We start from the raw sequence: 15,224 nt of genomic DNA, 5'->3' as shown, positions 1-15,224 counted from the left end.
CTGATTTACTTTTCAAAAGTACGATTTTGAAGTTAAATTGCGTTTTTTCCTTTTTTCAAGATCAGACCGGTGAACAGGCCAATGATCAGACCGATGACCACGTTAAGTATAATTCCTATAGGATAGGCAAGCCATGCGATTTTCCCTTGCATTTCCATACCCTGCGCCCACTGTTCTTCAGTTAACTTCGGATTATCAGCAAATGCCTGAACCTTTGCGATTGCCATTGCCTTTTCCATAAAATCGGGTTCAATCACATTGGTGAGTACCCAGTAAAATGCTAGAGCGATAATACCTCCGACCAGACCAATGCCGGCACCCAGTTTTAATGCCTGCGATAGACTTAATAGTCCGCCGTTTGCCTTTTTGAACTGTGAAGTAGCCAGAAAAATGGCTATTACGGTAAGTATAATTCCAATAATTCGAACCGACCAGCTTTGTTCGTAGTGCAATTCGGCAAAATAGAGCATCAAAGAGAAAATAATACTCGCCAGGCCCAAGAGCAGGCCGTAGGTCCAAGCGAACTTTCCGGTTTTAGGTAAATTTTCTTCCATTTGTATCGTGTTTTTAGGTTGTACTTAACGTTAGTTGAACAAACTCGATTTTTGTTACATCTTCAAGTTACGGTTTTTCAATTTTCTTTTTTTACTTTTTGATTGTGGATTTCGGAGAATTCATTAAATTTGCAGCCTTAAAATGAGTGCCTGTCGGAATGGGTGCGTTAAATTTTATAACCATGAAAAAAGGAATACACCCAGAAAATTACAGGTTAGTAGCCTTCAAAGATATGTCCAATGACGATGTGTTTTTGACGAAATCGACTGCCGAGACCAAGGAAACCTTAGAGGTGGACGGCGTCGAATATCCATTAGTGAAGTTAGAGATTTCAAGAACATCCCATCCGTTTTACACTGGTAAAGCCAAATTCTTGGATACTGCAGGACGAATCGATAAGTTCAAAAGCAAGTACGACAAATTCAAGAAAAAAGCGGCACCTGCAGCTGAAGAAGCTCCTAAAGCTGAAGAAAGCAAGGAGGAGAAATAAGGAGTATCTTGTAGAATATACATACCGAACGCCTCCGATACTCAGTGTCGGAGGCGTTTTTTGTTACTTTTGCCCAAAATTCTATTTTGATGAACTACATCCTTTTTGATGGCCCGGTGCGGGATGCTTTGCTTCCCTTCACCTTTACAAGACCGGTAGCGGATATCCGTGTCGGTATTTTGACCATCCGTGAGAAATGGGAAAAATACCTCGGGAATACGATCACGACAATTACAGAAGATTATTTGACGGAGAAGTTTCCCATGGTCGAGATGCCTGAGAATGTGTTGATCAATGCTTCTTTTTTACCCACTGAACAACTGGTCAGTGCGATTCAGGATTTGAAGGAGAACGAAGCGATTTTTATGGAGGATGAGGTGATTGCCTTTTATTCCAAAGAATCGCAACAAGAAGTGGATTTCACCACCTATCACTGTATAGCTTTTAAGGAGGAGGTCTTTCGAATTGAACATACTTGGGATATTTTCTCGAAAAACGGGGAAGCTTTACAGGCCGATTTTGATTTGATTACGGCGGGAAGGAAAAGTGCTCCCATTTCCGATACCAATAACGTTATCCATGCAGAGCATATCTTTCTTGAAGAAGGCGCGAGTGTGGAATACAGTATTTTGAATGCCACCGAAGGGCCTATCTATATTGGCAAAAATGCACAAATCTGGGAAGGTAGCCTCATCCGGGGTGGTTTTGCCCTGTGTGATCATGCCGTGGTGAAGATGGGGGGTAAGATGTACGGTCCGACCACAATAGGCCCCCATTCAAAAGTATGTGGCGAAGTTAGCAATGCCGTAATATTTGGGTATTCCAGTAAGGGTCACGAAGGCTATTTAGGGAATGCGGTATTGGGGGAGTGGTGTAATATCGGTGCGGATAGCAATAATTCCAATTTGAAAAATAACTATGCTAAAGTGCGTATTTGGAATTATGAAACAGAAAGTTTTGATCAAACCGGACTCCAATTTTGCGGGTTGATGATGGGCGATCACAGTAAGACGGCCATCAACACCATGTTCAATACGGGAACAGTCATCGGCGTCAATTGCAATATCTACGTACCGGGATTTCCACGAAATTTCGTCCCTAGTTTTAGTTGGGGCGGTGCATCCGGTTTTACAGAGTATTTGCCCAAACGGGCCTTTGAGGCCGCCAAGGTCATGATGGCAAGACGGGGAGTAGAGTTCAATGAAACCGAAGCCAAGATTTTGGAGCATGTTTTTGAGCTGACCAAGAAATGGCGTAATTATTAAAATAGGAACTCCTTTTCATAAAAGGCAATGGAGTTTTGGTTGAAGTACTTCGTTCAAGTGCCAAAATCGTTGAATGAAACCATATCATCAGTATAGTGAAAAAAAAAGTCGCATTTTATACTTTAGGCTGTAAGCTGAACTTTTCGGAAACCTCTACGATTGCCAGAAGTTTTCAGGAAGAAGGATTTGAACGGGTGGACTTTTCCGATCATGCCGATTTATATGTCATCAATACCTGCTCGGTCACCGAGAATGCCGATAAGCGTTTTAAGACCATAGTGCGACAGGCCCAGAAAGTGAATCCTGAGGCCTTCGTGGCGGCAATTGGTTGCTATGCCCAATTAAAGCCTGAGGAACTTGTTGCGATCGACGGTGTGGATTTAGTGTTAGGAGCTACCGAAAAATTCAAGATCACCGACTATGTGAATGACCTTACCAAAAACGATTTGGGAGCGATACACTCCTGTGAAATAGAAGAGGCGGATTTCTATGTAGGCAGTTACGCCATCGGAGATCGTACGCGGGCCTTCTTAAAAGTGCAAGATGGTTGTGATTACAAATGTACGTATTGTACCATTCCGCTGGCTCGTGGGATATCTCGCAGCGATACTTTAGCAAATGTGTTACGCAATGCGGCCGAGATTTCAGCGAAGGGAATCAAGGAAATAGTGCTCACTGGAGTGAATATTGGTGATTATGGAAAAGGTGAATTCGGAAATAAGAAACATGAGCATACCTTTTTGGATTTGGTCAAAGCCCTAGATGAAGTGGACGGTATTCATCGCCTACGTATTTCGTCGATCGAGCCCAATCTTCTAAAAAACGAAACCATTGATTTTGTGGCTCAGAGTAACTCATTTGTGCCACATTTCCATATTCCGCTGCAAAGCGGTTCCGATGCGCTGTTAAAAAAGATGCGTCGACGGTATATGAGTGATCTATACGTCGAGCGGGTCAACCGAATAAAGGAGGTCATGCCCCACGCCTGTATCGGAGTAGATGTTATTGTTGGTTTTCCTGGAGAAACAGATGCCCATTTTTTAGAGACTTACCACTTTTTGAATGCTCTTGAGATATCTTACCTACATGTCTTTACCTATTCTGAACGGGATAATACGCCGGCCGCTGAAATGGATGATGCAGTGCCCAAAAAGGTGCGTAACAAGCGCAGTAAGATGTTACGCGGGCTCTCGGTCAAAAAGCGAAGGGCATTTTATGAGAGTCAATTGGGTACCACGCGAACGGTATTGTTCGAAAGCGAAAATAAACAGGGCTATATTCATGGCTTTACCGAAAATTATGTAAAGGTCAAGGCTCCTTGGAATCCTGAATTGGTCAATACCCTACATCAGGTTAGGCTAACCGAAATCGTCGAGGACGGTTTGGTGCGTTTTGAGTTTATGCCCAGTACGGTACAGGCATAAAAAAACCTCCTAAAAGGAGGTTTTCAATGTGCTTGAACTGTAGGGTTAGATACGTATTCCAACCGGTAGCATTTCTTTGTATTGCCTGTTCTTTCTTAAAAAACCTGCAATTTGAGGGCTTGTTGGTACCACCCTTTGATTTTTTTCTTGAATGTGGTGCAAAACAGATTTGATGAAATCTTCTCTAAAATCTTTTTTTTCAATAGCTTCGGGGATAACCAGTTTGGTTAAAAAAACCTTTCGTTCTTGCGAAGAATATTCAATCTTAGCTAGATGTCCGTCAACACTAGTTTCAAATTGACGCAAGAAACTGTTGTCCTTAATTTCTACTTCATTCATATAGTTTGATTTTAATATTTGGTTCAAGACAAAAAAATTACGGGGTTCTCAGTCCGTAATTTTATCTACTTTTACGTTAGTTGTTAAGGAGTAGGCCCTTTTTTTCTAAAGTAGTTTACAAAATTAGTGAAAAAAATGTGAAATTCCTAAAAAACCAAGCTTGAAAGCCCCAATGACAGATGATAAGATACATGTGTATTTGATGCCCGGGATGGCAGCCAATCCTTCTATATTTAGATATATTCAATTGCCGGAAGCCCAGTTTGAGCTTCATACACTGCATTGGTTCGTTCCACAGAAGAATATGAGTCTGTCTGAGTACGCTTTGAAGATGACAGAAGAAATAAAACATGAAACCCCGGTCTTATTAGGTGTTTCTTTTGGGGGAATGTTGGTACAAGAGATGGCCAGATACGTAAAGACCAAAAAAGTCATCGTAGTCTCAAGTGTCAAACACGAGTCTGAATTGCCAAAACGGATGCAATTTGCGAAGTACACCAAAATTCATAAATTATTACCAACCGGGATTGTGAACAATGTGGAGCTATTGGCTAAATACGCCTTTGGGGAAACCGTTACCAAGCGTTTGGCGCTCTACGAAGAATATCTTTCGATACGTGATAAACATTACATCGATTGGTCTATCGATCAAATCGTGAACTGGAAACCAGGTTATTGTCCTGATGGTATGGTTCATATTCATGGTGAAAAAGACAATGTGTTTCCTATTTCGAATATTAAGGATTGTATTCCTATTAAACAGGGCACACATACGATGATCATTCATCGAGCAAAATGGTTTAATGAGCACCTCCCCACAATTATTTTGCAATAAGCGAGTTGTATCTATACCTTTGAGTAACCAAATTAATCAAAAGCTATGAAAATCCTTAAGAATTTATTGATGGCCATCGGCGTCATTGTCGTCGTGAGTACCTTAATTTTTGCGGTGCAAAGTAAGAATGAGTTAATTCACTTAAAGGAGGAAATCGCCGAAAAAAATGTCGCTGATGGATACCAAATATCCGCTATAGATATTCCAGAGGATTTGAACTTCGCGGGCGAGAAAGTGCCTCAAGAAGATCCCGAGATTCTCGAACGTGTCGATCGTGAGTTTTTGGTGAATACGTATTGGCAGTCCAATGCCGTCTTATTGATGAAGCGAGCACACAAGTACTTTCCTATCATTGAACCGATTTTAGCCAAAAATGGCGTGCCCGATGATTTCAAGTATTTGGCAGTCGCTGAAAGTGGATTGCAAAATGTAGTTTCCCATGCGAAAGCTACTGGTTTTTGGCAGATTATGAAGGCTACCGGAAAACAGTACGGGTTAGAAATAAACCAGAACGTCGACGAACGTTATCATTTGGAAAAATCGACCGAGGTGGCGTGCAGGTACTTGAAGAAATACAAAGAAAAATACGGTTCATGGACCTTGGCTGCAGCAGCATATAACACGGGAACGGGATCGGTAGATAAGTATTTGAGAACTCAAAAGGTGCACGACTATTACGATTTGCTATTGGGCCAAGAAACCGGCCGCTATGTATTTAGGATTATGGCAATCAAGGAGATTTTATCCGATCCCCAAAAATATGGTTTTGAGCTGGAGGATGAGGATAAGTACCAAGCAGTGCCTACTTTTACTATAGAAGTGGATACGCCGGTCACGAACTTCGCTGATTTTGCAAAACAGTATGAAATCAACTATAAGATTTTAAAACGTCACAATCCCTGGTTGCGCGAACCACATCTGAACAATCAATCTGGAAAGAAATATACGATCGAGATTCCCAATAAGGGGTATTACAGGGAAACCACTGCGCCCTAATCGAATTTTAAAAGTAGAGTCATAAAAAACCCCGTATTCCGCTGTTAAGAAGAATACGGGGTTTTTCATGCCGTATAGAAATGATTCCAACTGGTTAAATTCGCTTCATCTGCTGTTGCATCATTCGAATCTGCTCTGTAAGCATATTGTTTTTATCCAATTTTTTGGCTTCGGACAGCAGCATGGTCGCTTCTCTTTTTCGCCGTTTTTGCATGGCGATACCAGCCAAACTAAGTTTTGCCATAGCGACATCGTAATCCATGGTCAAGCCTAACTTTAAGGCTTTTTTAAAGAATTTCTCGGCTTGTGTCAAATTTGTTTGGGAATGAATGATACCATGTAAGTAGTTGTAATACCCTTGCTGTTTCGTGGTTAGCGCCGCTTCGGGCTTACTTATTTTATCAAGCCATTTTTGCGTGCCCTGTAGATCTTGCTTTCGCATTCTAAGGAACGCGAGTAAGATCATTTCGTTTCTAAAATATAGGAAAATGAATATTAAGGAGAGCAAGATCAAGAAAATTCCGTTTCCGATATTTCCTTCGTAAAATTGATATCCTGCATAGGCGATAATGAGTCCCGCTATGATGAGTTTGAAAACTTTATTGAACATATGTCTTTATTCTTCTATTAGTTTGTATGTGATGGTTGATGTAATTGTGGTCGGTATTTCTTGATCACCCAATTGCGCCATAGTGGAAACCCCTTTTGCCTCGCTCTCGACGGTCATAAACTCGATAAAGCCTGTATTGCGATCGGCCGTTATTTCAGTGGTCTGTGACCCCATTAAGTTCATTGTGGTCGCCTGTTCGTTAATGTCCATCGTTACATCAGCGTTTCCTGAAATGGTCACGGTTTTATCTTCAAGTGCCTCCAAAGTCCAAGTATTTTGGGCATTCAGCTTACCGGTGTATTCATTCTGCCATGTATCGCCGACGGCTACCTGATGATCACTATATATGAAAGTCATCTGCTTATAACTACTGGAAAGCGCTTCCGAGCCAAATTCTTTCTCCAATGATTTTTTCATTAGGTTCTTTGAAAACTCATCTTCAAGTCCTGAAGAATTTGCCATTTGGGCCACTAAGCTATCTCCCCCGACGACCTCTAAAATATTACCTGTTTTTGCGAGCATCATTTCCACCGGCTGGTCCAAGAGGCTATTGAACATTTTTGATTGGATATCCTCCTCGGAAACCTCCTTGGCGCGAACGTTCATTAGTTCCCCCTGAATACTGGAGTCCATCAGCAGATTCAAATCCTTGAACTGAAAGGCAATGGTATAGGCATCATTGGATTCGCCGATGACGGTAAATTCTAGAATACCATCAAGAGTATTGGTCAGTACGTGTGACGCTCCATCCAGTTCTTGCGTAATGAGTTGCTTGGCATTTTGCTTTACCTTGAAGACATCCCCTTTTTTAAGTTGATACCCAAGAACGGTTTGCCCATTTAGGGTTATGCTGAAAAAAAAGATATAGAGTACCGCTAGTGTGTATTTCATAGAGCGATTTTAGACCTGAAAACGAATTCTGGCAAAAATACTAAAATCAAAACGTAGGGTAGCAGACGAGGCTGAAAAATATTTTCTCATTTGCATTTGGCAAAGAAAAAACTCTTCGTATATTTGCGCCCAGTTTTAGGCAAGCAATTTGGACTTGACCTTCACACAAGTTTTTAATACGTATTAAACGATGAGCAAAAGAACATTTCAACCTTCGAAGAGGAAAAGAAAAAATAAACACGGTTTTAGAGAGCGTATGGCTTCTGTAAACGGTAGAAAAGTTCTTGCCAGAAGAAGAGCTAAGGGTAGAAAAAAATTAACTGTATCATCCGAGCCGAGACACAAAAAATAAATGATTCCGTATTTTTAAAAATATTGAAGGTGTTACTTTTTTAAAGTAGCACCTTTTTTTTATGCCTTATTTACACTCTAAGTATCTAATTTTTAATTGCAAAGCACCTATAGAACATGCCGAAAAGAAAAAATTTAAAATCCGTTTTGATTATTGGTTCGGGCCCGATTATTATTGGCCAAGCCTGCGAGTTTGATTACGCCGGTTCGCAATCACTGCGCTCCCTGCGTGAAGATGGTATTGAGACCATATTGATCAATAGCAACCCAGCGACCATAATGACCGACCCTTCGATGGCCGATTTCGTGTATTTAAAACCGTTGACGACCAAATCGATTATCGAAATTCTGAAAATACATCCTCATATTGATGCTGTATTACCTACGATGGGAGGGCAAACTGCCCTAAACTTATGTATTGAGGCAGATGAGAAAGGTATTTGGGATGATTTCGATGTAGCCATGATCGGCGTCGATATCGATGCCATAAATATTACGGAAGATCGCGAGAAATTCCGAGAACTAATGGGCAAAATAGGAGTTGGCATGGCTCCTCAGGCCACAGCGACCTCTTTCTTAAAAGGAAAGGAAATCGCTCAAGAATTTGGTTTTCCATTAGTGATACGAGCTTCGTATACGCTTGGTGGAGCCGGGGCTTCCATAGTCTATAGACCTGAAGACTTCGACGAACTGCTCAGTAGAGGGCTAGAGATCTCACCTATTCATGAGGTGATGATCGATAAAGCCATGATGGGATGGAAAGAATTTGAGTTGGAGCTTCTTCGCGATAAGAACGACAATGTGGTCATCATTTGTGCGATTGAAAATATGGATCCCATGGGCATTCACACAGGTGATTCCATTACCGTGGCACCGGCCATGACCCTTTCGGATAAAACCTATCAAAAAATGCGTGATATGGCTATTCATATGATGCGCAGTATCGGTGATTTTGAAGGCGGATGTAATGTGCAGTTCGCAGTGAGTCCGGATGAAGCGGAAGAAATCATAGCGATTGAAATCAACCCAAGGGTTTCGCGTTCCTCGGCCTTGGCGTCTAAAGCAACAGGATATCCCATTGCAAAAGTCGCTACAAAACTCGCCATTGGCTATACTTTAGATGAATTGGAAAATCAGATTACCAAATCGACATCTGCACTTTTCGAACCTACCTTGGACTACGTTATCGTTAAAATACCGCGATGGAACTTCGATAAATTTGAAGGGTCTGACCGTACCTTGGGTCTACAAATGAAAGCAGTAGGTGAAGTAATGGGTATCGGCCGATCATTTCAGGAGGCTTTACACAAGGCCACCCAGTCCCTAGAAATCAAAAGAAACGGTTTAGGCGCCGATGGAAAGGGTTATAAGGATTATGACCAAATCATCAGCAAGTTGACAATTCCGAGCTGGGACAGGGTATTTGTGATTTATGATGCCATACAGATGGGCATTCCCTTAAGTCGAATACACGATATCACCAGAATAGACATGTGGTTCTTGAAGCAGTATGAAGAACTCTACCAACTGGAAAAGGAAATCTCGAAATACACCATCGCTACGCTTTCAAAGGAATTGTTGCTTGAAGCAAAGCAAAAAGGTTTTGCAGATCGCCAGATCGCGCATATGCTGGATTGTTATGAGAGTGAAGTATACAATAAGCGTACGGAGTTGAGTATCAATCGGGTGTATAAACTGGTCGATACCTGTGCCGCGGAGTTTAAAGCGATGACCCCCTATTACTACTCCACTTTCGAGGCAGAAGTCGAAACGGCCCAAGGCGAACGGTATGTCGCCAACGATAGTGTTGTGACCGATAGAAAGAAAATAGTTGTATTGGGTTCAGGACCGAACCGAATCGGGCAGGGGATAGAGTTTGATTATTGCTGTGTTCATGGAGTTCTGGCCGCATCAGAGGCCGGTTATGAAACGATTATGATCAACTGTAATCCCGAAACGGTTTCCACCGACTTCGATACTGCCGATAAGCTTTATTTTGAACCTGTATTTTGGGAACATATTTACGACATTATCCGTCACGAAAAACCAGAAGGGGTTATTGTACAGTTGGGGGGGCAAACCGCGCTGAAACTTGCTGAAAAGTTATCGAAATATGGCATCAAGATTATTGGAACAAGTTTCGAATCGTTGGATTTGGCAGAAGATCGTGGAAGCTTCTCCAAATTATTGAAAGAAAATGATATTCCTTATCCAAGATTCGGAGTGGCCGAAACTGCAGATGAGGCCTTACAATTGTCCGATGAGTTAGGATTTCCGTTATTGGTAAGACCTTCTTACGTATTGGGCGGACAAGGAATGAAGATTGTGATTAACAAAGAGGATCTTGAAGCCCATGTCGTTGATTTATTGCGAAAGATTCCTAATAACAAACTGTTGCTCGACCATTACCTCGATGGGGCCATAGAGGCCGAAGCAGATGCTATCTGTGACGGCGAAGATGTATACATCATAGGAATCATGGAACATATTGAGCCTTGCGGTATCCACTCTGGGGATTCCAATGCAACACTACCCCCTTTCAACCTGGGCGAGTTTGTGATGCAGCAGATAAAGGACCATACCAAAAAAATAGCGTTGGCTTTGAATACGGTAGGACTTATCAATATTCAATTTGCCATCAAAGATGATAAGGTATATATAATTGAGGCGAACCCAAGGGCATCGCGTACGGTACCCTTTATTGCCAAAGCCTACAAGGAGCCGTATGTCAATTATGCGACCAAGGTAATGTTAGGTCACAATAAAGTCAAGGACTTCGATTTCAAACCAGAGCTTGAAGGTTTTGCCATAAAGCAACCTGTTTTCTCATTCAATAAATTCCCGAATGTGAATAAGAACCTGGGACCTGAGATGAAGAGTACCGGAGAGAGCATTTTGTTTATTGACAGCCTCAAAGATGATCAGTTTTATGATCTTTACGGGAGGAGAAAGATGTACCTGTCAAAATAAAAGATTACAAAAGAACACTACGTACAATGTAAAAACCCCATTCAGCCTAACGAATGGGGTTTTTCTAACAAACAAACACTTCAACTTAATTTATTCACCTTGCCCTAGGGAAAAACTTCTTTTTCCATCGAATTCATATAGGTTTTCGGTCTTGATTACTTGAAAACCTTTTTGATGTAATTTTGATAATAGGGCGACTACCTGCTCGAACTCAACGTTCTCATAGGTAGGAATAGCTCTTTTTATATTGGCATCCACAGCAACAAAACGGCATCTCCAATGATCCGTGCAATAGGTTTCTTCCAACCCGTTAGGAAAGACCTTGACACCTCGATTGGTGATCATCTTGAGTTTTAGGTTATGCGCCTTCATCTTTGATAGTTCAGTTCCGATCCATTGTGGGTCTTTGCCCTGCCAATCGATAAACACGTCAACTCCGACCAGTTCTTTTTTACTTGCCTTTCTTTGATATTCTGGAATCGTAATGGTTCCTGAACCTTTACTCATGTTGCTCCCAGAAAGATTTATAGGATTCTTTCCTAAACGAGCGATGATTTCGTTGGCAAATTCGTCCGTGTTGACCAACTGAGCACTAGTGTTCTCTTGATAGATATCCGCAGTATGGTATCCATCTTCTATAGTAGTAAGCCAGGCATTTTTTATCTTATCGGCCACATCGGCTTGACCGATATGGGCCAGCATCATTGTGGCCGCGTTCAACAACCCTGATGGGTTGGCTATCTTCTGGCCGGCGATGTCGGGGGCCGAACCGTGTATGGCCTCAAACATCGCCACATTGGTGCCAATGTTCGCTGAACCTGCCATACCTACGGAGCCGCCGATCTCAGCAACGATATCGGAAATGATGTCCCCATAGAGATTGGAAGTAACGATTACATCATAGTTTTCTGGACTTGCGGCCAATTTTGCCGACCCAATGTCTATGATCTGCGACTCGCTCTTTATTTCGGGATATTCTTTCGCAATTTCCTTGAAAACCGAATGGAACAAGCCATCGGTCAATTTCATAATATTGTCTTTCACCATACAGGTGACTTTCTTTCTCCCATACGCTTTGGCATATTCAAATGCATAGCGTACAATTTTTTCACAGCCAGGTCTTGAAATCAGTTTTAGGCATTGAACCACGTCTTCGGTCTGCTGATGTTCGATTCCGGCGTAGAGATCCTCTTCATTCTCACGTACCACGACCACATCCATTTTAGGAAAATTGGTCTTTACATACGGGTGGAGTGCCGATACTGGTCTAATGTTCGCAAATAGACCCAAAGATTTTCGGAGCGTGACGTTTAAACTCTTATACCCTTTTCCTTGAGGAGTAGTGATGGGCGCTTTCAAAATAATCTTGTTTCTTGAAATAACATCCCAAGCGCTTTTTTCGATACCCGCTGAATTGCCTGCGAGGTACACTTGTTCACCTATGGACATGGTTTCCGTCTCGATCTGTGCACCGGCGGCTTTTAAGACCTTCAGTGTGGCCTTCATTATTTCAGGACCTATTCCATCACCTTCGGCAATCGCTATTTTGACGATTGCCGAAGTTTTTCTACTTTCTTTTTCTTTTACTAGCACTTCGTTTCCCATTCGTTTGTTTTTGTTGGGGTAAAGGTCTAAAAATTATATCATAAGTGTTTATTTATATTTATCATGATAAGCATAAAAATAACTTATTAATCAAAAGTTGGTCATGCTAGGGGTCGGGAACGGAAATACTCTCTTAAGTGCGCAAAGTGAAGGCGCATGGGGCAGAGTCGAGAAAAGAGGACGGAAATTCTTAGAACTGGGTGTGATGTTTGACAGGGAACTGTTTTGGGATTTCCTCATCGGATTCCCCAAGATTTTGGCGCAAATCAATTTCAATTCCACGGGCAATGGTAGAAATGGGCACATCATTTGCCGTACCCTCAAAAGGATTTTCTCCAGTACGACCAATGCGTTCCATCGTATGGAATATCCAAGCGACAATTACATAAAAGGGGATGCAAAACCAAACAAAATAGTTTCCGATGACGGGCTGTACTTCTTTCAGTTCATTACCGATTTCAGCAAATTGAGGTACTAGGGCCAGCGGTAACAATAGTACAAAAACCCACATGAAAAAATGGTTCAAGGTTGCAAAATGTCTCGGATATGGAAAATTCTTGATGCGTTCGCTTTTGCCCTGTAATGAAAACAGTTCTTGAAGTAGCGCTTCCAATTCCAAAAAGGAAAACTCCCAAATGAGACCTTTCTCTTTGAGTTGTCTCAAATGGTGCGATTGTTGGTAGAGTAGTGCCGTCTGTTTGTTGTTTTTACTTAGAGCGTCTTTGATGTCGTCTTCCGAAAGATAGGAAATCAGATCTTCTTCCAACTCCGCATCAAATTCAGGAGGTTGGATGCCCCATTCCCTATCGGTTCTTTGATGCACTACGGTTTCCCAAGGTTTTGATTCACGCATAGCATGCCTTAAGGCGGTCATCCAAGCGATATGTCGATAGGTAAGCGTTTTGACCTCTCTTGCGATTTCTTCTTTTGAAAAAGGGGTTTCGGCGTATTCGTTAGTGAGCATATCTTGAATATACATACCAAATGTGCGGGAGGTATTGACGATACCGCCCCAAATTTTACGCGCCTCCCAGATTCTTCCATAAGACGAATTATTCTGAAAACCGATGACAAATGCAACGGCTGTACCTATGAGGGCGAGCGGTGTCCAGGGAATCTTGAACCATGACAGATCCAAAAAATAATTAACCGCCACCCAAGCTGTAATGATCACAACGAAAAGCAAAGTTTCGAAACGGGTCCAAATCGCCATTTCAAGGGCGGTATAGTTCTTCTTTGTATGCATGATGGTTTATTTTCTGATGTATTACTCCTCCCAGTCCGTATGAAAAACACCTTCACGATCGATTCGCTCATAGGTATGTGAGCCAAAGTAATCGCGTTGTGCTTGAATCATATTTAAAGGTAATCTGGCCGAAGTGTAGGCATCAAAGTATGTCAATGAATTGGAAAGTCCGGGAACGGGAATCCCATTCTTCGCCGCATAGGCCACCAATTCACGGGCAGCGTCAACCGCAGCTTGTACTTTAGTTACAAACGTAGGAGAGAGCAGGAGGTTGGGTAGGTCTGGCTGTGCTTTAAACGCTTCGGTGATATCCGCTAAAAGGCCAGCGCGAATGATACAACCGGCCCGCCAAATTTTAGCGATTTCGGCAATGTCCAATTCATATCCATATTCTTTGGAGGCGTCCGCAAGTTGATGTAGGCCTTGTCCATACGTCACGATGAAGGAAAAGTATAGGGCTTTTTCGGCCAAGTCTTTGAGTTGTTCTTTATCCATCTTGGCAACTTGAGGCCTTTCATAGAGCCTATCGGCCTGGATGCGTTCTTCTTTCAAAGCTGAAATTTCACGCATGCTGACCGCAATATCGATCGAGGGTACGGGAATACCCAAGTCCATGGCATTTTGAGAGGTCCACTTTCCGGTTCCTTTCTGTTTGGCTTTGTCTAAAATTTTATCTACCAATCTCCCTTCACCGAGATCATCGTCCTGTTCAAGAATCTCCGAGGTGATTTCGACCAAAAAGGACTGTAATCGTCCTTCGTTCCATTCGGCATAGGTTTGGTGTAGTTCATCATTATTGAAATTCCCTCCCTTTTTTAAGAGGTCATATAGCTCAGAAGTCAATTGCATGAGTCCGTACTCGATACCGTTGTGCACCATTTTGACATAATTTCCGGCGGACTTAGGCCCAAGGTAAGCAACACAGGGTTCTCCTTTGTATTTAGCCGATACCGCTTCAAAAATGGGTTTGACATGCTGATAGGCCTCGCGATTTCCGCCAGGCATGATACTCGGTCCGAGTCTGGCACCCTTGGCGCCACCAGATACCCCGGCCCCGAAGAAATGAATCCCTTTTTCAGCTAAATAGGCCTCTCGACGATCGGTATCCGTAAAGAAGGAATTTCCTCCATCGATAATAATATCATCTGCATCCAAAAGGGGAAGTAGACTTTCGATGACCCTATCGACTACTTTCCCAGCAGGAACCAAAAGCATGATTTTTCTGGGCGATGAGAGTGCACTGACAAATACCTTGGCATCTGTAGATGCATTTATTTTTTCCGTATCCCCTCCTTCTTCGATCAAGGCATTTACCTTATCGATATCAAGATCATTTCCGAAAGCGGAAAATCCGTTATCACCTACATTCAATATGAAATTGCGCCCCATGACGCCTAATCCTACTAATCCGAAATCGTACTTTTTTTCCATGGATGTGTTCTTGTTTATCAGGAAAGGCCCTTCAAATCAAAAATAAATGAATTTATTGAAACGCGTGATGATCTTATAGTAAAGTTGTTGCTTATGCTTTTTCTTTTCGATACATTTAGATTTCGCTCGATAATCGAGATGGTATGCGCCGACGTCGGTCTTTAGAACCCACAGGCTTGTATCGATTTACTACATTTGTTTTTCCATAAATGCATC

14 protein-coding genes are annotated in these 15,224 nt (G+C 42.2%); 7 read left to right on the top strand and 7 right to left on the bottom strand.

The window, feature by feature from the left end; genetic code table 11:
• Positions 1-32 precede the first annotated feature (32 nt).
• Positions 33-554 (bottom strand): DUF4199 domain-containing protein, encoded by a 522-nt coding sequence (locus tag ACKWCA_RS18290; RefSeq protein ID WP_413979673.1) that lies wholly within the window; start codon positions 552-554, stop codon positions 33-35.
• 182 nt (positions 555-736) lie between these two features.
• Between ACKWCA_RS18290 and ACKWCA_RS18285 the strand changes: the two genes are divergently transcribed.
• The 3 genes from ACKWCA_RS18285 (at position 737) to mtaB (ending at position 3,734) form a co-directional block, all read left to right on the top strand.
• On the top strand, positions 737-1,045 hold the full coding sequence (locus tag ACKWCA_RS18285; protein ID WP_413979672.1) for a type B 50S ribosomal protein L31: 309 nt from the start codon (positions 737-739) through the stop codon (positions 1,043-1,045).
• Between the two features lie 89 nt (positions 1,046-1,134).
• On the top strand, positions 1,135-2,310 hold the full coding sequence (locus tag ACKWCA_RS18280) for a GlmU family protein (protein WP_413979671.1): 1,176 nt from the start codon (positions 1,135-1,137) through the stop codon (positions 2,308-2,310).
• Positions 2,311-2,405: 95 nt separating this feature from the next.
• Positions 2,406-3,734, top strand: a complete 1,329-nt coding sequence (gene mtaB, locus ACKWCA_RS18275) for a tRNA (N(6)-L-threonylcarbamoyladenosine(37)-C(2))-methylthiotransferase MtaB (protein WP_413979670.1) — start codon at positions 2,406-2,408, stop codon at positions 3,732-3,734.
• Between the two features lie 45 nt (positions 3,735-3,779).
• On the opposite strand, the gene ACKWCA_RS18270 is transcribed toward mtaB, so the two are convergent.
• The gene (locus ACKWCA_RS18270; protein ID WP_413979669.1) at positions 3,780-4,073 is read right to left on the bottom strand and encodes a GNAT family N-acetyltransferase; all 294 of its coding nucleotides are present in this window, start codon (positions 4,071-4,073) and stop codon (positions 3,780-3,782) included.
• Between the two features lie 172 nt (positions 4,074-4,245).
• Here ACKWCA_RS18270 and ACKWCA_RS18265 point away from each other — a divergent pair, with 172 nt between their 5' ends.
• Positions 4,246-4,908, top strand: coding sequence for an alpha/beta hydrolase (locus ACKWCA_RS18265; RefSeq protein WP_413979993.1), 663 nt, complete (start codon positions 4,246-4,248; stop codon positions 4,906-4,908).
• Positions 4,909-4,953: 45 nt separating this feature from the next.
• Positions 4,954-5,904 carry a lytic transglycosylase domain-containing protein gene (locus ACKWCA_RS18260; protein WP_413979668.1) on the top strand — a complete coding sequence of 317 codons (951 nt, stop codon included), beginning with the start codon at positions 4,954-4,956 and terminating at the stop codon, positions 5,902-5,904.
• 94 nt (positions 5,905-5,998) lie between these two features.
• On the opposite strand, the gene ACKWCA_RS18255 is transcribed toward ACKWCA_RS18260, so the two are convergent.
• The gene (locus ACKWCA_RS18255; protein WP_413979667.1) at positions 5,999-6,514 is read right to left on the bottom strand and encodes a DUF2892 domain-containing protein; all 516 of its coding nucleotides are present in this window, start codon (positions 6,512-6,514) and stop codon (positions 5,999-6,001) included.
• A 6-nt stretch (positions 6,515-6,520) separates the two neighbouring features.
• On the bottom strand, positions 6,521-7,405 hold the full coding sequence (locus ACKWCA_RS18250) for a DUF6263 family protein (RefSeq protein WP_413979666.1): 885 nt from the start codon (positions 7,403-7,405) through the stop codon (positions 6,521-6,523).
• Positions 7,406-7,595: 190 nt separating this feature from the next.
• On the opposite strand from ACKWCA_RS18250, the gene rpmH reads away from it, so the two are divergent.
• Both rpmH and carB read left to right on the top strand, forming a co-directional pair.
• Positions 7,596-7,757 (top strand): 50S ribosomal protein L34, encoded by a 162-nt coding sequence (rpmH, locus tag ACKWCA_RS18245; protein WP_084696363.1) that lies wholly within the window; start codon positions 7,596-7,598, stop codon positions 7,755-7,757.
• 116 nt (positions 7,758-7,873) lie between these two features.
• Entirely contained in the window at positions 7,874-10,726 is a 2,853-nt protein-coding gene (gene carB, locus ACKWCA_RS18240; protein WP_413979665.1) for a carbamoyl-phosphate synthase large subunit, read from the top strand.
• Between the two features lie 90 nt (positions 10,727-10,816).
• On the opposite strand, the gene ACKWCA_RS18235 is transcribed toward carB, so the two are convergent.
• The 3 genes from ACKWCA_RS18235 to gndA form a co-directional block, all read right to left on the bottom strand.
• Positions 10,817-12,331: an NADP-dependent isocitrate dehydrogenase gene (locus tag ACKWCA_RS18235; protein WP_413979664.1), complete on the bottom strand. Its 1,515-nt coding sequence runs from the start codon at positions 12,329-12,331 to the stop codon at positions 10,817-10,819.
• Between the two features lie 190 nt (positions 12,332-12,521).
• On the bottom strand, positions 12,522-13,577 hold the full coding sequence (locus ACKWCA_RS18230) for a bestrophin family protein (protein WP_413979663.1): 1,056 nt from the start codon (positions 13,575-13,577) through the stop codon (positions 12,522-12,524).
• A gap of 21 nt (positions 13,578-13,598) precedes the next feature.
• Complete coding sequence (gndA, locus tag ACKWCA_RS18225; RefSeq protein WP_413979662.1) at positions 13,599-15,008, bottom strand: NADP-dependent phosphogluconate dehydrogenase; 1,410 nt, start codon at positions 15,006-15,008, stop codon at positions 13,599-13,601.
• Between the last annotated feature and the right edge of the window lie 216 nt (positions 15,009-15,224).

Source organism: Maribacter corallii, from assembly GCF_047345415.1.
Taxonomy (GTDB): Bacteria; Bacteroidota; Bacteroidia; order Flavobacteriales; family Flavobacteriaceae; genus Maribacter_C.
This window is presented reverse-complemented; position numbering and strand designations above follow the sequence as displayed.